The sequence below is a fragment of the Lactobacillus laiwuensis genome (genome assembly GCF_019972835.1).
In the GTDB taxonomy this organism is placed as follows: domain Bacteria; phylum Bacillota; class Bacilli; order Lactobacillales; family Lactobacillaceae; genus Lactobacillus; species Lactobacillus laiwuensis.
The window spans coordinates 12,938-29,356 of record NZ_BPPB01000013.1 but is presented as its reverse complement, the minus strand read 5'-3'; the positions used below and the strand labels follow the sequence as shown (position 1 = coordinate 29,356).

17 protein-coding genes are annotated in these 16,419 nt (G+C 36.2%); 10 read left to right on the top strand and 7 right to left on the bottom strand.

Annotation, left to right across the window (positions count from 1 at the left end; genetic code table 11):
• The first annotated feature begins 125 nt into the window (after positions 1 to 125).
• From LDM92_RS08510 to LDM92_RS08500, 3 genes are all read left to right on the top strand, one after another.
• Positions 126 to 3,113, top strand: a complete 2,988-nt coding sequence (locus LDM92_RS08510; RefSeq protein WP_223902867.1) for a glycoside hydrolase family 31 family protein — start codon at positions 126 to 128, stop codon at positions 3,111 to 3,113.
• A 301-nt stretch (positions 3,114 to 3,414) separates the two neighbouring features.
• Positions 3,415 to 3,693 (top strand): AbrB/MazE/SpoVT family DNA-binding domain-containing protein, encoded by a 279-nt coding sequence (locus tag LDM92_RS08505; protein WP_223902866.1) that lies wholly within the window; start codon positions 3,415 to 3,417, stop codon positions 3,691 to 3,693.
• Positions 3,681 to 4,025 (top strand): type II toxin-antitoxin system PemK/MazF family toxin, encoded by a 345-nt coding sequence (locus tag LDM92_RS08500; protein WP_223902879.1) that lies wholly within the window; start codon positions 3,681 to 3,683, stop codon positions 4,023 to 4,025. The genes LDM92_RS08505 and LDM92_RS08500 overlap by 13 nt, the downstream gene beginning before the upstream one ends.
• Positions 4,026 to 4,607: 582 nt before the next feature.
• Here LDM92_RS08500 and LDM92_RS08495 read toward each other — a convergent pair.
• Genes LDM92_RS08495 through LDM92_RS08480 form a run of 4 tightly spaced genes read right to left on the bottom strand, consistent with a single transcriptional unit; the run spans position 4,608 to position 7,445 of the window.
• Positions 4,608 to 5,513: a Fic family protein gene (locus tag LDM92_RS08495; RefSeq protein ID WP_223902865.1), complete on the bottom strand. Its 906-nt coding sequence runs from the start codon at positions 5,511 to 5,513 to the stop codon at positions 4,608 to 4,610.
• 39 nt (positions 5,514 to 5,552) lie between these two features.
• Positions 5,553 to 6,374 carry a Fic family protein gene (locus tag LDM92_RS08490; protein ID WP_223902864.1) on the bottom strand — a complete coding sequence of 274 codons (822 nt, stop codon included), beginning with the start codon at positions 6,372 to 6,374 and terminating at the stop codon, positions 5,553 to 5,555.
• A gap of 41 nt (positions 6,375 to 6,415) precedes the next feature.
• Complete coding sequence (locus tag LDM92_RS08485) at positions 6,416 to 7,030, bottom strand: Fic family protein (RefSeq protein ID WP_223902863.1); 615 nt, start codon at positions 7,028 to 7,030, stop codon at positions 6,416 to 6,418.
• Positions 7,023 to 7,445, bottom strand: a complete 423-nt coding sequence (locus LDM92_RS08480) for a helix-turn-helix domain-containing protein (RefSeq protein WP_223902862.1) — start codon at positions 7,443 to 7,445, stop codon at positions 7,023 to 7,025. Before LDM92_RS08480 ends, LDM92_RS08485 begins: the two co-directional genes overlap by 8 nt.
• Positions 7,446 to 7,821: 376 nt before the next feature.
• Here LDM92_RS08480 and LDM92_RS08475 point away from each other — a divergent pair, with 376 nt between their 5' ends.
• From LDM92_RS08475 to LDM92_RS08465, 3 genes are all read left to right on the top strand, one after another.
• Complete coding sequence (locus LDM92_RS08475; RefSeq protein ID WP_223902861.1) at positions 7,822 to 9,075, top strand: Fic family protein; 1,254 nt, start codon at positions 7,822 to 7,824, stop codon at positions 9,073 to 9,075.
• 200 nt (positions 9,076 to 9,275) lie between these two features.
• Positions 9,276 to 9,473: a type II toxin-antitoxin system HicA family toxin gene (locus tag LDM92_RS08470; protein ID WP_223902860.1), complete on the top strand. Its 198-nt coding sequence runs from the start codon at positions 9,276 to 9,278 to the stop codon at positions 9,471 to 9,473.
• A 29-nt stretch (positions 9,474 to 9,502) separates the two neighbouring features.
• Entirely contained in the window at positions 9,503 to 9,892 is a 390-nt protein-coding gene (locus LDM92_RS08465; RefSeq protein ID WP_223902859.1) for a type II toxin-antitoxin system HicB family antitoxin, read from the top strand.
• A gap of 92 nt (positions 9,893 to 9,984) precedes the next feature.
• On the opposite strand, the gene LDM92_RS08460 is transcribed toward LDM92_RS08465, so the two are convergent.
• Together LDM92_RS08460 and LDM92_RS08455 are read right to left on the bottom strand one after the other, a co-directional pair.
• Entirely contained in the window at positions 9,985 to 10,317 is a 333-nt protein-coding gene (locus LDM92_RS08460) for a hypothetical protein (protein WP_223902858.1), read from the bottom strand.
• A 236-nt stretch (positions 10,318 to 10,553) separates the two neighbouring features.
• On the bottom strand, positions 10,554 to 11,471 hold the full coding sequence (locus LDM92_RS08455; RefSeq protein ID WP_223902857.1) for a cytochrome C5: 918 nt from the start codon (positions 11,469 to 11,471) through the stop codon (positions 10,554 to 10,556).
• A 150-nt stretch (positions 11,472 to 11,621) separates the two neighbouring features.
• Between LDM92_RS08455 and LDM92_RS08450 the strand changes: the two genes are divergently transcribed.
• The 3 genes from LDM92_RS08450 to LDM92_RS08440 all read left to right on the top strand — a co-directional run bounded on the left by LDM92_RS08450 (position 11,622) and on the right by LDM92_RS08440 (position 13,593).
• Positions 11,622 to 12,860, top strand: coding sequence for an MFS transporter (locus LDM92_RS08450; RefSeq protein WP_223902856.1), 1,239 nt, complete (start codon positions 11,622 to 11,624; stop codon positions 12,858 to 12,860).
• Between the two features lie 155 nt (positions 12,861 to 13,015).
• On the top strand, positions 13,016 to 13,267 hold the full coding sequence (locus LDM92_RS08445; protein ID WP_052059690.1) for an AbrB/MazE/SpoVT family DNA-binding domain-containing protein: 252 nt from the start codon (positions 13,016 to 13,018) through the stop codon (positions 13,265 to 13,267).
• The gene (locus LDM92_RS08440; protein ID WP_223902855.1) at positions 13,261 to 13,593 is read left to right on the top strand and encodes a type II toxin-antitoxin system PemK/MazF family toxin; all 333 of its coding nucleotides are present in this window, start codon (positions 13,261 to 13,263) and stop codon (positions 13,591 to 13,593) included. Before LDM92_RS08445 ends, LDM92_RS08440 begins: the two co-directional genes overlap by 7 nt.
• A 569-nt stretch (positions 13,594 to 14,162) precedes the next feature.
• Here LDM92_RS08440 and LDM92_RS08435 read toward each other — a convergent pair.
• A complete protein-coding gene (locus LDM92_RS08435) occupies positions 14,163 to 15,407 on the bottom strand; it encodes an MFS transporter (protein ID WP_223902854.1) in 1,245 nt (414 codons plus the stop codon).
• Positions 15,408 to 15,513: 106 nt separating this feature from the next.
• Between LDM92_RS08435 and LDM92_RS08430 the strand changes: the two genes are divergently transcribed.
• The gene (locus LDM92_RS08430; RefSeq protein ID WP_223902853.1) at positions 15,514 to 16,362 is read left to right on the top strand and encodes a helix-turn-helix domain-containing protein; all 849 of its coding nucleotides are present in this window, start codon (positions 15,514 to 15,516) and stop codon (positions 16,360 to 16,362) included.
• Positions 16,363 to 16,419: the final 57 nt, after the last annotated feature.

Sequence of the window (16,419 nt, the reverse complement as noted above, 5' to 3'; positions counted from 1 at the left end):
TCGTATTTATAGCTTAATTTTAGCTTAATCAACTGGTATTTACCAGTTCAATTTCAAATAGTACAGAAACTTTTTATTTTTTAGTTATAATAGTGGTATAGGTAACTAATTAGGAAACAAGAAATATGATTCAAAATACGCAAACAAATCAACATCAACTAGGAGCACTTACTGGTGCCAGCAAGTGTGACCACTATTACGAATTACATTTTGCCACGGGCGAAATTGCGCGCTTTTATGTCTTAGCTGCCGGCATTTTTCGTCTTTTAATTGATCCAGAGCAAAATTTTACTGAAAATCGAACGGAAACTATTCACTTAGCCCAGTTTGATAATTCTGCCTTTGCAAAGTCGCAGGTCAGAGCCACCAATGATTCCTTAATTATCCATACTGGCAATTACCAAATTATTTTTGGGCAAAATCCAGCTGTCATAAGTATTTTTGATGAATCATTGCTCCATAACAGGATGCACCAAACTCAGCCGCTTGAACTTAGTTCTACCAGGACCCGTGAGTTTTTAACAGAAAATAAAAATGAATTTTTTTATGGTGGCGGCTTGCAAAACGGCTACTTTAGTCACAGAGGACACAAAATCGCAATTAAGCATGACCAAATAACCGGTAAAGGTGGCGTCATTATGCCTGTCCCTTTTTTCTGGTCGAATGCTGGTTATGGCGAATTAAGAAACACTACTGCAACAGGAACTTATGATTTTGGCAAAACCAAGAGAGGAGTCACTGTTCTCACCCACCAAGATGCAGTTTTTGATGCATTTTACCTTCTTGGCACCAATCCTCAGGAAATTTTGCAACGCTACTATACTTTGACGGGCAAACCGATGTTATTGCCCAAATATGCCTTAGGTCTGGGTCATATCGGCAATTTCTGTACAACCTTATGGCAGCCAAGTCAGGCTAAAGAGCGTAATGCCAGTAAAATTGGCAATAATTATTATACTCGTACAAAAGATGAAAAAGCCGCATCGGGCAAAGCTTCGCTTAACGGTGAAGAAAACTACCAGTTTTCCGCGCGGGCACTAATTGATCGCTATCACGCCATGCATTTTCCTTTGAGCTGGTTTGTGCCCAATTATGGTGTTCAAGCCAACAATCAACAAGCTCTTAGTTTCTTTAATGAATATGCGTTAAACCAAGAGGTTCATCCCGGATTTTGGCACCAAAGCGAAGTTGAATTACCGGAAAAAACTGCTTTTACTTTTACTACTAATGAAATAGCGACTAAAGATAAAGCACAGCTTCAAAACGAATCACAAACAAAGCGTTCACTAGTGCTTGCTGATAGCGGCAGTACCGGCATGCAAAAAAACGCTGCTTTGATCTTTGGAGATGTTGGCGGCAACTGGGGCAATGTTGCTACACAAGTAGCTGGTATGCTCGGAGCAAATCTTTCAGGTCAGCCTTTAGTTGGTGCAGCGGTTGATGGACTAGAAGGCGGTGGCAATGCACAAATCAATGTCCGTGATTTTGAATGGAAATGTTTTACCCCACTGCTCTTTAACTTCGATGATCAGGGCAACTTCAGTAAAAACCCGTTTGCTTATAATAGGAAAATAACCGACATTAATTTGGCTTACCTCAAATTGCGCCAGCATTTGACTAACTACCTATATACACTAAATGAACAGGCAAAAAATGGCGCTTTAATCATGCGTCCCCTTTTTAGCGACTTTCCAGACGAGCTGGCTAATTACACAGCACAGTTTGGCAATGAATTCATGTTAGGCTCCGATTTGTTAATTGCACCAATTACTAATGGTCGCGAAGATAAAAACGGAGATTCACGCAAAGATAATCTGTATTTACCCGGGAAGAAGACAATGTGGATTGATCTTTTTACAGGTAAAAAATATGCCGGTGGCAAGGTCTACAATAATTTATCTTTTCCATTATGGCACCTGCCAGTCTTTGTTCGCGGTGGCAGTATTTTTGACTGGGGCAAGCGTGATTTTCTGCTTTACCCACAAGATCAAAGTGAGGCAGTTATTTACAACGATAACTCTCAAGCCGCTGAATCCAATGGTTCTACCACAAAAATTTTCAGTAAAACTGAAAATGAAACGTTGCTGGTAACTATTCCACCAGTTGAAGGCAACTGGGAAAACCAAGATGTTGAACAGCCTACTAAGCTGACTATTATGTGTGATTCTTACCCTGATCGCATCACTATTAAAATTAACGATCAAGTTGTCCCAGTTGAAGAATACGGCTCGCTCGACGCTTTCAACCATGCTCGCGAAGGCATTTTTTACAATACTAATTATGGCTTGGATGAATTTAAACAATATCACAAGAACACGCAAACTGCCCTGCAAATAAAATTAGCAAGTCGAGACGTTACCACAACTAAAATTGAAATTACAGTGCACAATTTTAATTATGGCAAGAAAGTTTTAGTACATGAAATTACCAGTGGCGTATTGCCTTCACCTAAATTGCCGGCAGTTGATTCAAGTAAAATTTCAGCTCATTCGTTCGAACTTGCCTGGCCTCATGAAAGTGCAGTTCAGATAGAAGTTAATAATCTCCTTTATGTGGGCATTACCGGCAAAAATTTCACTTTTCACGAATTAACTCCTAATACTCGCTATATCATTAGAATGAGGTATGTAATAGGAAATAAAGTTTCTGAATGGTCTGATCTTTTCGGCGTTATTACCAAGCACGCTGCTAAAGATTATGCTATTGAAAACATTGATGTGACTTGCAACTATAACAGCAAAGAAAATCATCCCCTGTCTTATTTAACTGATCTTAAACTGGCAAGCGAATGGCAAACGGATCAATCAATTTCACCTGAACAACCACTGGAACTAACCTTTACTTTTGAAAAAGTTGAGAAATTAAGTAGAATGGTCTATGTGCCACGAAATATTGATCATAATGGTGATCCTCTTGTCGTTTCAATTGCTGTTTCAACGGATGGCGAGCAATATACTACCTATGCAGACCACTTGCAGTGGAAAGCTGACACGAAAAATAAAGTGGTTGGTCTGCGAGATGTCCGTGCAAAAAAAGTGCATTTGACTATCTATCAATCATCCGGTCCGATCATTGCTGCAAGAGAAATTATATTTTTCAGAGCAAAAAGATAATAAATATTGAAAAAACACGAAGTTAATATGTACTGAGCCTCCAAAAGTTGTCCTAAACTTGGGGCTCTTTTATTTAAAAATTATATTAGACATTTAATTAAGCTTTTGGCTCATGATTTGTCTATGTATTTTTGTTTTAAGGCTTTATCGCATTGAAAATATTATATTAAATGTGATAAATCGCTATTAAGACTATATTGCTGCTTAAAATCGAAATCCCCTAAATTATGGAGAGACATAATCGAAATCTCATCGGGTGCGGTGTATACTTGTACTAACATAAATTAGGGAGCTAATATTAATGAAAAAGAAACTGGGTAACTTTGTTGCTAGAAAAGTTGGTAATTCTATAGCACTCACGGTCCCGAGTAAGGCTGGAGTTAAACCTGGACAACGATTTGAATTGATTCAGGAAGATAATAGCACTTTAATCTATAAGGCTATTGACTCTAATCCGTGGTTTAATGGAGAATATGATGATATTGACTTTAAAAAAGAAACTGAAAAAGTAGGTAACCCTGATACTATGCAGGTTGGTAAGGAAAATGTAGCATCTAATCAAGAGACATTATTCGGATAGATGCTGAACCACATGCAGGACGAGAAGAAGGCGGCCATAATCCCCAATCTGGCATTATTCAAAGACCAGCGATAGTTATATCAAATAATGCATATAATCAAAAAACAGGACTCGTTATCTGCATGCCTCTTACGCATGATCTTAAAAAAGATAATCGTGGTCTATACTATCGTCTTGCTGATATCAGCAGTGGGATATCTGGTAGTGTAGTCACTTTTCAAATGCCTAATTATGATTTTTCCGGTCGAAATGGTAAAATTGTTGGACATGTTAGTGATAAAGACTTGGATAACCTGCTATCTAAAGCATATCAAATTTTAGATAAGCGCTAATTTTTATCAAAATATTACTCAACCTAAAATAAAATAAAAACCCAAAAAGTGAAGTGCTCCATAATAGTTAGACATTAATCCGACTATTAGGAGCACTTTTTTCATGACTAAATATTTGACTGCTTTAAAAATCAATTTGGGGTTCACATCATTTTTAGGAATAAGGCAATACTTGCTATAATTAAATTTGAATTGATAGTAAGGGGTTGAAATTTGGAATTTTCTGTTGATAGTAAAATTCTAATTGATTTTCCAGAATTATTAATTTCAAATTCTAGAGTTGAATTTTTTGTGCTTTTATTTATAACAAAAAATGGTCCATTAATAAGTCGATTGATGGGCTATTACTTCTTGAGCAGAGACATATTCAGCCTAAGTAATAACCTTTTTAACTTCTATATACGGGTCAATTTCGTTTACGACGTCTTGACTCAAGACATTAGATAGTTGAGCGTAAGCAGAATTACCAACAGAAGCTACTGATACAATATTTGTGACAGCAAAGGCATTATTATATGCTTCTCTTAATCATATATAATTAATTACAATTGCTGGATCCTATAATAAAGTTTTTGGAGCTAATTAAAGCTTAGATCCATCGTCACGATCAAACTCCTGCTGTTTTTTCTTAGAAGCCTCATATTCTTTCTGTAGCTTGTCCCAATCAAGTTGACTGTTTTTGAAATCTTTTTGAGCTTCCTCTTCATTTTTCTTAGCATATTGCAGACTCAAAATCCGATTTTTAAGTTCTGTTTCTACATAATCAGCGATTAAATTTCTAAATGGTTGAGGATCATTATTGGGCTGTTGGGAAACTGCTAAGGCTTTCATGTATTGCTCTCGTGCGGGTTTAGATGGATTAACATTAACCACTGGATAACCATTTTCAGTTAAGACTAAGTTCATTAAAAGCCGTGCTGTACGCCCGTTGCCATCTTCAAACGGGTGAATAGTAACGAATTTTTGGTGCAAGTCGGTCGCATACTGTACCGGGTGCAACTTGTCTTGTACTTCATTACTCCAAGCTTGTAATTGCTGCATTTTCTCGGGTATTTCATAAAAGTGGGCATAAGGACGTGATTCTGAGCCATAAGGATAAACATCGATATTGCGATATTTACCGGCTTCTTCTTGCGGTTGGATTGTTGTCAAAGTTGCAATTCGGTTCAAGTTTCTAATATCCTCATTGCAAATCGGCTGTTTTTTAGTTGCTAAATCTTGCATATAGCTATAAGCTTCATTTAAGTTAATGATCTCCAGTGTTTCCTTGATGGTTTTACCGTGAATAGTAGCGCCTAGCCCGTCATTAAGAATCTCGGCAGTTTCAGCTTCGGTCATCGTGTTGCCCTCAATTGCAGCAGAAGACCATACGTGCTTAATTCTGATATTTTGCTCAAGCTGCTTTACTTCTAGCGGGGATAATGGTCTGTAGGTATCCATCTTATTTTTTAGGTTTGTAATCACAGCTAACTTTTGTCCGTATTCCACTGTAATACCTTCTTAATTTAAGCTAATATTTTTGGTCGATTAAAGCTCGAGTCCATCATCACGATCAAGCCCCTGCTGCTTTTTATTCTGTTTGCTTTTCTTAGCTGATTTGAGCATCTTTTTAAATTCGGCAATAGTTTCTTTTTCATCAGTAGCCGATTGTTCCTGGCCCTTGTGCTGCGCCCGTGCCTGCAAATTTGGCTCCATACCGAAAATACCATTTTGATACGTCCACTCCTTGAGGTCAGTCATGTCATTGGAAAAGTAATAATCTGCCAGCTTTTGCTGCCACGTGGGCCACTTGTCAAGCGGTACGTTAATCAGACCGGCTCCGTTATCAATCATTATCTTGTTAGCTGCAATTGTGGCGGTTCGCTTGTTACCGTCGTAGAACATTTGCTGACGCATATTGTGATACATCAGGGTCAGTGCCTTATCGGTGGCAGTACGATCACTGGCTAGCAGCTGCTTTAAATATTTCTGTTCCTGGCCCTCTTCGATCATAGGTGGTTCAAACTCGCCCCGGTAAGTTGCTACACCGCCTGAACCATTACGCAAATATCCTGGAAAGGCAGCCGTATCGCGTGCAACAATCGCATTAAGCTTCTTTTCCATGTTCAAATCCAGGGGGTTTTTTTCATTGATGGCAAACTGCCAGCCTCGCTTCAATTGAACAATAATATTAATATCATCGATTGGAACACCGTCAACGCCCAGACCATCAATGATTGTCTGGGTCTGTGGCATAGTGGTAGTCAGGCCTTCAAAGCGTGAATTCGTGAAGACTAATTTGGTTAAATTAGTTTTGGCAAAGCGTCTATTTTCTTCAGGCGTTAGTCTGAACTTGTCTTCATACTTCAATTGATTTATCCTGCTTTCTAATCTAATCCAAAAACTTCATCCTAATCAGACACATGTTGTTTTTTACTATACTTATTAGCTAATATAGTAAAAGCATTCTCTCGGCTAGGCATATTTTGAACCTTAATTAATTGTGAAATTCTTGCCACATCAGCGTCCATTTGCGCTTGGATCAACTCTTCATTTTTTCGTGGGTAGTCAATCACTTGGCCATGGTTTGCAGCATATGCTGAAAGAAAAACTTTACAGCTTCGGCCGTTGCCCTCTCTAAACGGGTGCATAAAGTTGATTTCATCTAACAACTTCGCATAGTCTTGGGCTTTTAAGGCCTTTTTTTGCGGCAGATTTTGCATAATATTATTAATATTGGCTTCCGCATATCCAAATCTTGAATAATCACAAAAGTCATAACCGTTTTTTGGAAAATTACCCGGTCGATATTTTCCGGCCCAATCATATAAACGGCCAAATATGATTTTATGAATCTTTTTTATATCCTGAATTTTTTTAATTTGGGGCTTAGAGTGGAGAAAAATTGCTGCTTTCCGTGTTGCTTCCAAATACTCTACTTGTTCAAGCTTATGCTGATCTCGAATATGATATTTGTTTTTCAAAACGCCGTTAGGATACAGCGTATCTTTTATCCAGTCACTCATTGTTACTATTCCAAATTGCAGCAATCTCCTTAACTTCTTCTGGATCAGGATTTACAACTCCGTCCAAGACGGCTTGAATATCTTCCTTAGTGGGGTTCCAGCCCTCTAAATGACTGGCTTCCACTACTCCCCGAATTTCGAAGTACATTTCTTTATCTGGTATAAAGACGCCCTGAATGGTCTGTGTTTCGTCATCAATTTCTAAATTATATGATTGCGGTTTTAACATATTTAATAAATCACCAGCTCTTTTATCTAAACCGACCGCGAAAGCGTCAAGAATTCTGATTGACCAAGCTTCAATAGGCCTGGCAATTGCTTTTCTCAGTGTACTTTCTGAAACGTGACTCTTTTCGGCAACTTCCCTTACCGAAACGTGTTTACTATTTAGTAATTTTGTAATTGTTGCGCTCATTTTAAAATGCTCATTTCTAAAATTATTTTCCAAATATATTATACCATATTTGGAAATATTTATTCCATTTATGGAAGTTTTAAGCATGTTGAATTTGTAATTCTTTTAATGGTCGAGATTTTGAGTCAGGCAAGCCCTATAATTGCGCCTACTCTACGCCTACTCTACTTCGAGAAGAGCAATCAAGTAAATTATCTAAAAAGTTCAACTATTCTATATTTTTTTGGCTCAATACAATGTATTTCGTATTTTTATGTGGCTTTTCGAAATATTTATTGCTAAAATCGCAATATTTTTAACAAATATAGTATATAATCAAAAATAAATTCAAAAAATGGGGTTTTTTGAATTTATAATTAGAAAGGTAAACTAAATTATGTCAAAATATCACTTATTGAGAATTTATTCTTACCAACATCCGGGCAAACCAGTTACTAGTGAATTTAATAAAAGATTTAATGGCTATGGCACAATTAAGTTTCCGTTAGAAATAAACCCAATAGATGTGCGAGAACAAATTAGAATACCTACACAATTGCCACTTTTTTTGGTACAAATTGAAGATTATAATTCACTGCTAACTGTCATTAGAGAGAACTCTGCTCAAATCAAAACACTCATTGGCAAGCTTCCAGGTGTTGCTAGAGAGCAATTTTTCATTGATTTGTTAATTAAAGAAATTAAAGGTACAAATGATATTGAAAATGTTGCTTCTACTATAAAGGAAATTAACAGAGCCGTAGAAAATATTAATAATCACAATAAACCTGTGCGTTTCCAATCTTTTGCTAAAATGTATTTTGATATTAAAAATGACAAAACATATCAACTTAATGAGCTAAAAGACATCAGAGTATTGTATGACTCTTTATTAAAAGGTGAAATAGCAAAAAGTAACTTACCTGACGGCAAACTATTTAGGGATGGTTTTGTCAGAATTGGCAACTCTACCCAAACTGTTCATCTTCCCAAAAACAGCGAAGATGAGATAAATCAGCAATTAGAAAATTGGCTAAAATTTATTAATTTGGATAAATATGATCCGATTTTAAAGGCCTGTGTTGCCCACTATTATTTTGAATATATTCATCCTTTTTATGACGGCAATGGCAGGTTAGGAAGGTATCTCTTTTGCAGTTATATTGGAAAAAAAGTTGACCCTTATACTGCTGTCAGCTTTTCTTATCAGATCAATCAAAAAAAGGCAAGATATTATAAAGAATTTCAAGAAGTTGAAAATGAAAAAAATTACGGCGAAATCACACTATTCGTTATCAGTTTGCTAAAATACTTAGTTTCTGGACAAAAATATGTCCTAGGTAATTTAAAAGATGACCGCAACATTTTAAATTTTGTCAAAAAGAAATTAGAAGATTTTGATTATCCTAACTTTGAATTCAATATCTTATATGTATATGCACAGTCATTTTTATTCAATAGTTTTGATGGCAGCGTTCAAGACACAAGTTTGATCAGTTTCATCAAAAGCACAGAAAAAATATCAACTAAAAAAGTAAAAACTGCTATAGAAGATTTAGAAAAAGAGGGTTTAATTAAAACTGTTAAAGGAAGGCCCAAAAAAAGAAAATTAACTACTAAATTTCTAGAAAAAATCGGGTTAAATATCTAAAATTTAAACAATTCCATAGTCAAAAGTTCTTTAAATTAAAACCAAGTTATTTGTATTTTTTATATAAAATTTCCAGAAGTCAATTATTAATTATGTAATATCTATTAAGCAGTCAAAAATATACATTGCTCTTCATATTAAGTGCATTATACACAATAATGGTGTATAATGCTTGTAAGTTAAGAAGGGAGGCTATAAGTGTGCCATGGAAACCAGCAAAAATGATTAGATTTCTTTTAAAACATGGTTTTGTAGAGTGTCCTAAACGCGGAGGACATAGAGCTTTTTATAATCCTATCACGCAAAGATACACAGAGGTACCAATGCATAATAAAGAACTAACTTTAGTAACTGAGAGAAATATTCTAAAGGAAGCTGGTTTAAGCAAAAATGATTAAAGTTTCTTACTTGGCACATTTAAATTGACATGAAACAAGAAATTGCAGCTTATCCTGTTATTATAGAAAAATGTAACGATGAATCAGGACATTATTATGCAATTACGTCACCTAACATCCAAGGCTTAGTCACTGATGGTCAAACAATAGGTGAAGCTCTTTATCATGCAGAAGATGCAATGGCAACAATGATTGACCTTCAAGGCTATCCTAGAGTTCAAGATCCTAAAAAGTGGAGGTTGGAAAAAAATCAGCAAATATCTTGGGTTAAAGTTAATATGACAAAGTGGCGTAATAAATATAGTAAAACTGTCCGGCGAAACATTTCATTGCCAGAGGATCTAAATAATTGGGCTAAGAAAAATAAAATTAATGTATCAAAAGTTACAACTGAAGCTTTGCGTCAAATGCAAGCTTAATAATATTATTTTAATTCAAACCACTCAAATAATAAAAATAGTTTCACTTTAAAAGCACCTCAGGTTTAACCTGAGGTGCTTATGTTTTTTTACTAATCCGTATTATTTTTTGAAAAACCAGTGATACATTTTCCCATCGAGAAGTCACCAATCACAAATATCAGCGTCCACAAAACAATTCCAATAATGCGCACAAACAAGGATGTTACATAATTATTCCAGCTATTATCATATGGCAAAAGAAAGAAAACAATAGGAATTACAAGGAATAAATACTTAACTTTAGTCCACCGTAAATGTTGGTGCTGATAAAATTGGATAAGTTTAGAATTCTGTGGTGTTTTGTGTGTTAATCTGACGCAAACTAGATATATTAAGTAAATAGCATCCACTATTAGCAAAATCAGAACAATATCATTAAGCATAAATAATCCCCTCCTATTTACAATTTAAGTCAAAAAAATTTTAAAACAAATGATATTTTATTATTTACTGTTTAACTTGATTTTAAAGACAAACCTATACTTTTACAATATTAAGTAAAAATAAATTTGGTATGCAAAATATAATAAACTGCTTTTTCAAAGCAGTTTTTAAAATCATAAAAAAACCAGCTTATAGAACAAAAAGCTGGTTTATGATTTAAAACTTTTTCTGGTTTTTAAGCGAATCTGTCCTTTTTAATTACCCGGTAAACTGAAATAACTAGAACTAAAATTGCGCAAAGCATTGCCACATAGGCCATAGGTCCGACACTAATAGCAGCCTGAGCTTGACTACTGGCCATACGATTTTCGACAGCGTATTCTACAATCCACTTACTCAATAAACGAGGAGTTAATACAAAGCTGGCAGTAGCAATGATTGAAGCTACTAAGGCCGTATTGCGCGAATATGGTTCCCGAAAAAATTGTGCTAAAACGCAAAATGCCGGTGCAATCATTAAGAGCAGAACCCACATAATAATTAAACGACCTGCGCCACTACTCATCATTTGCGCACTGTTAGCCGCATAACGATATTTACCCCACAGCTGTCCACCAGTCAGGGTATTTAATAAACTCAAGAAGTATGATCCCTGTTGACCATAGACGCCACCACGATTAGACAAGATGCCCTGAACGACCTGCAAGCCATCAGTCGAACCAGCTGTGGAAAAATTAACTGTTACCACTTTTTTCATATAAGTGGCCAGAAACATGATAATCGAGCCACCAAATTGCAAAGCTCGTAACATGCTTAATTTCCGGGATGACTTCATTTTAAATTCGAGGCTAAGTACACGGTTAGGATGATGACTGCGGCCAATCACAAAGATGCCAATTGCGACCACAATTGCCAGTGCAGCAAGAAGCCACCAGAGTTTAGCCATAACTAAGAAAATAGCCAAAACAACTATTGCCACCGCGATGTATGGCCGATCTGCAAAAATATCCCAGAAATTTAACTTTAAATGGCGGTAGTCGGCACGAGTTTGAGAAGTATTATTTTCTCTAATCGTTGCCTTTGGCACCTTGTTTGTGTGCGACTGGGATTTTTGGCGGTATTCCTGCCTAGTTAAGTGCGAATCTCTTCCCATACCAACATCCCTTCCTTTCAGAAATAATATCCTAACATGTTTAATATGAAAATATCATCTATTTAGCAAATTCTTAGCAAATTTATTGTGCTAAAATAGAAAAGATATCATATTTTTTAGAAAAACATTAAAAAAGAAAGCGAGGACGTTTTGACAGTTTCCGAAAAATTTCCGGCTGGCTGGCATAAAGCTTTTGTTACTTTATGGCTAGGCTGCTTTATCACAGGTATGGGTTATTCCATGACAATGCCCTTTATCTCATTATTTATCGCTGATCTGGGCCACTATAGCAAGTTGCAGATTAGTATGTATTCCGGTCTTGCATTTGCCATGACCTTTATTGCTCAGGCAATTGTATCACCTTATTGGGGCAACTTGGCTGATCGCAAGGGTCGTAAATTAATGTGCATGCGGGCCTCTGGGGTCATGGCTTTAACTATTACTGCTACCGGTTTTGCCCCTAATGCTATTTACATAATTGTCATGCGTTTTATTCAGGGTGCTTTTTCCGGCTACATTAACAATGCTACTGCCTTGATCGCAGGAGAAACTCCCCACAGAAAAAGTGGCTGGGTAATGAGTCAAATGATGACTGCCGGTACGGCAGGAAACTTAGTTGGACCACTTTTAGGTGGTGTTTTGTCAAATTTCTTCGGTAATTGGCTTGGTGGCGTCTGGGGCTATCGGATTCCATTCTTCATCACCGGCTTTTTGATGGTGCTCGTCTTTTTAGGGTCGACTTTCCTAGTTCATGAAAACTTTACCCCAATTTCCCGCGAAGAAATGAAGCCAATGAAAGAAATCATGTACTCTCTACCCAACGTTAAACTGATTGTGGTAATGTTCGTGACTACTCTCTTAGTGCAGGCCGCTAACATGTCAATTGATCCAATTGTTTCTTTGTATGTCAAATCGATGATGCCTAATAGCAAAAATATTGCCTTTGTGGCTGGGATTGTTGCCGCAACCCCAGGTCTCGGAACACTGCTGGCTGCTTCCAAAATCGGACATAAAATGGATGAAATTGGACCACTAAAAATTTTACGTCTAGGTTTAATAGTAGGAGCTGTTCTCTTTATTCCTATGGCCTTAACTCATTCGCCTTGGGTGCTGGCAGGATTGCGCTTTCTGCTGGGAATTGCCAGTGCTGCAATGTTACCGGCTGCACAGACTGTTTTGACACTGAACACTCCGGCCGAAAGTTTTGGTCGAATTTTTAGTTATAATCAGTCTTTCCAAGCAGTTGGTTCTGTGTTTGGTTCAATCATGGGTTCCACCATTTCCGGTCTGTTCAACTACGCTACAGTTTTCTGGACTACAGGTTTCACTTTACTGATTAACTTTATTCTAATTATCTTTTTCAGTTTGAAAAAAAGCACTAATAAATAACAACTAACTTACAACTAATAAAGTATCCTAATTTTGGTGGTCACATCATATTTCGTTCAGGATGCTTTTTTGTTTTGCTTGATCTCCGTAGATAAACATTGTATAATTTTATTACATTTCAGGATATACATTGTTTATTTTTATAGGGGGAAATTATGATTCGTGCTACTATATCTAAATGGGGTAATTCTAAAGGCATCCGATTAAACCAAGCAGTCTTGCAAGCATTAAACGCTACTATAGGAGATCAGTTAAACTTTAAAATTGAGGACAACAAAGTAATAATGTCAAAGCAAGATGATACACCTGATTTAACTTTTGAAGAACTTTTTAAAGATTATTCAGGTGAAGAATTTGATACTGAAATTAAGTTACCAGATGAGAGAAAAGGAAATGAAAAATGGTAATTAAGCAAGGATCTATTCTATTAATGGATTTAAGTCCTAAACAGGGGCATGAACAATCTGGCAAACGACCTTATTTATATTTAAGCTATAAAGGGGTTGAAAAATACGCTCATATTGCTGTGTTTGCTCCTATATCTACTACTAAAAGACGCTACCCATTATATCAAGAATTACCTGCTGCATCTCAAACAAAAGGTGTAGTCATGCTAGATCAGCTAGTTACAATCGATTATCATAATCAACCATTTCATTATTTAGAGCAACTACCTGATGATTATATGGAAAAGATACTCAAAATTGTAAAAGTAGTTTTTCAGAAAGATTAGCCAAGCGGTTTTTCTGTAGATAATTCCATGATATGTTGTGAAGCTAAGATTGGTCCTTTTTTTAACACGGTTTTAATAGTTCCTATATCTTCACCAAAGAAATATAGAGTAGCAGAAAAGTTTGTTAAATCACCTTTATTTATTAGATGAAATCTATGCTGCAGACTTACTACAGCATGTTAGGGCAATAGATCCAACTGTGAGAATGAAAGGTAATATCAAAGTAAGATTAGACGAAGCTAATATGAAAAAATTAGCACAATTTTAGTTCAATTTTTTAAAAAGCAAAAACTGTACTGAACCCCAAAAATTATCCAACTTTTGGGTCTTTTTTATGTCAAAATTAGCTAAACAAGATAAAATTATAATCTATCAGCTTTGGCATAATTATCAAATTAAGACCAAACTAAAAGAACTAACTCCGATCAAATAAGGGCAATTAGTTCTCAGTTAACAACCATAAAGTGTTCTAATTTTGGGATTCACACCATTATCTTGGTGGCTTTTTATATCTGGCTTAGAAAAATGCTGGCAAAAAGCAACTGCAAGTTTACCAGCTAAATGGCTATTTATTGCGCTTTTTGTGCGGATTTTCTCATCACCAATACGGTAATTGCAAAGAGCAAAATACTGACGATTAATAATCCTAGAAGAGAATATTGCACGTTTGTCACCGCTGATAAGGTGGTAAAAGCAGTTGTCATTAAGGGACTGGCAATTAATAAAATCGTATTGATCAGGCCAATGGAAGATGCCAAAATTTTATGATCAACTGCACCTACCATCCACTGCGTCAATTTTGGTGTAGCAGTTCCCGCAAAAAAGCCTAAGATACAGTAGGTTATTAAACAGAACCAGATTTGTTTGCTTAAAATAGCAATTATGACACTGGCACCAGCAATATTGGCAAATATAATAATGAGATAAAGGCTAACTTTTTTAAATAAATTAGTACCAAAAATACTGCCTAAGGCAGCGCCTATTCCTGCCATAGCGCCAATTAACGCTATTGTAAAGCTATAGGTGCCGATGACCATCACCTGACGATTTCCCGCAATTACAATAGAAATCAGGGGCTCGATCGTGCTGAGAACTCCGTTTAAAACGGCGATTACCAGTACTGTAGTAATTAGGCCACTAGCCTTTTTCACTTGCTTTAATGCTAAGGCCAAGGTGGACCAAAAGCCGCGATCATCGACTTCTTGTGTAACAGTTGCAATACCTTTTTTACGCTGACTTCCAGCAATATTGTAATAAATTAACCCAGCCACAATGAAAGTCAGACCGTTAATTACAGCCAGTGCAGAATATGACATAAATAGCAAAAGTCCTGACCCAACAAACTGACTAACCAAAGTAATTACCTGTGAGACACCGCTGGTAAAGCCTTCGGCTTCAGCAATCTCATCCTTTTTAACCAGACTAATAATTAGTGGTGTGGTCAGTCCGCCAGAATAAGTTCCGGCCGTATCAGAAATAAAGTTGATGATAATCACCATAATTACCAGATTCCAACCCACAATATTCTGGCTAAAAAGGAAACCAACCAGTAAATAAAGCGCACCTCTGATCATGGCCATCCAGACTATTTTTTGAAATTTGTTCTGCGTCCTGTCAGCTAGATAGCCACCAACACTGGAAAACAGCCGGGGAACTGACTCTGAAATGGCGATTAATGATAAGGCCAGCGAATAATTTTTGAGCCGACTGGCATAAGTCATCAGCGCTAAATAGAATAAAATATCCCCCGCACTAGATAAAATGCTGGCAATTGAAAACTTGCGATATTCTTTATTTTTAAAAAAGATGGTCATAATTTTTTCTCCCGTTTAACTTTCTTCTTTTTCAATTGTACTTGAGCTAAAATTGAAAATAAAAAAGTGTCATATATGAAACAAAAAATATTAATGAGGTTAAATTATGACTATCGGTGCATTACTTAGACAATACCGTTTAGAAGCTGGCAAAACTCAACGCACATGGATTGGCGACGTTATCAGCCCCTCTTTTTATTCTAAAGTAGAAAAAGATCTGACCCGTATTTCAGCGGCAGACCTAATTGAACTATTACGGCAAAATCACGTGAAAATTGCGGATTTTTTTAAGCAACTTGATTACCATGCTGAGAGTGAAGATAATCTCAAAAAGAAGATTGTTGCCCAAATGACGGACGCTTATTATAATTTTGATATTAAGCGCCTAAAAGAAATCAAACAGACTATCGCAGGTAGCCAGCTTGCTAGTAAAAATGAGTTAATGTTACGTGTGAACTCAATCCTGGCTATTATAGATGGTACTAAAGAGAAATTAAGCGCTGCGGAAATCCAGCAACTAAAAAATAAATTCTTTAATGAAGAGAATTTTGACTGGAAAACTATCAAAATTTTCCTGAACTGCATGGTTTTTTATGATTTTGCCAGTGATATGATCATTACTAACAAAATTTTTCAACAATTTAAAGATAGCGATAATGACAATATACAATTTATAGTGTTGGGAATATTAATCAATATGATTAGTATGTGTCTGGAAAAAGACAAGTACCAGGAAGCAAAGCAGTTGGTGGAAAAATCCCATGAGATTCACACCCAGCCGCTAACCTGCTTTAATAAGATGACTCTATTATTTTTGGAGAACATTATTAACTATCATTTTGATCCTAAACAGGTTTATCTGGATAATTGCGCAAGGCAAATAGAAGAGTTTGCCTTAATCGGCATGACTGAATTTAGTAAGCAGTTGCAAAAAATTGTGCAGGAAAACAAATGATGGAAATCACTAGAGTCAAATACTATTGTTACTTCTTCTCTTCTTCCTTTACGACCT

Excerpts from the sequence above, each read along its gene's own strand:
- LDM92_RS08510 (WP_223902867.1), top strand. The coding sequence starts at position 126 with ATGATTCAAAATACGCAAACAAATCAACATCAACTAGGAGCACTTACT.
- LDM92_RS08505 (WP_223902866.1), top strand. The coding sequence starts at position 3,415 with ATGAAAAAGAAACTGGGTAACTTTGTTGCTAGAAAAGTTGGTAATTCT.
- LDM92_RS08485 (WP_223902863.1), bottom strand. The coding sequence starts at position 7,030 with ATGAGTGACTGGATAAAAGATACGCTGTATCCTAACGGCGTTTTGAAA.
- LDM92_RS08480 (WP_223902862.1), bottom strand. The coding sequence starts at position 7,445 with ATGAGCGCAACAATTACAAAATTACTAAATAGTAAACACGTTTCGGTA.
- LDM92_RS08475 (WP_223902861.1), top strand. The coding sequence starts at position 7,822 with ATGTCAAAATATCACTTATTGAGAATTTATTCTTACCAACATCCGGGC.
- LDM92_RS08465 (WP_223902859.1), top strand. The coding sequence starts at position 9,503 with ATGAAACAAGAAATTGCAGCTTATCCTGTTATTATAGAAAAATGTAAC.
- LDM92_RS08460 (WP_223902858.1), bottom strand. The coding sequence starts at position 10,317 with ATGCTTAATGATATTGTTCTGATTTTGCTAATAGTGGATGCTATTTAC.
- LDM92_RS08455 (WP_223902857.1), bottom strand. The coding sequence starts at position 11,471 with ATGGGAAGAGATTCGCACTTAACTAGGCAGGAATACCGCCAAAAATCC.
- LDM92_RS08445 (WP_052059690.1), top strand. The coding sequence starts at position 13,016 with ATGATTCGTGCTACTATATCTAAATGGGGTAATTCTAAAGGCATCCGA.
- LDM92_RS08440 (WP_223902855.1), top strand. The coding sequence starts at position 13,261 with ATGGTAATTAAGCAAGGATCTATTCTATTAATGGATTTAAGTCCTAAA.
- LDM92_RS08435 (WP_223902854.1), bottom strand. The coding sequence starts at position 15,407 with ATGACCATCTTTTTTAAAAATAAAGAATATCGCAAGTTTTCAATTGCC.
- LDM92_RS08430 (WP_223902853.1), top strand. The coding sequence starts at position 15,514 with ATGACTATCGGTGCATTACTTAGACAATACCGTTTAGAAGCTGGCAAA.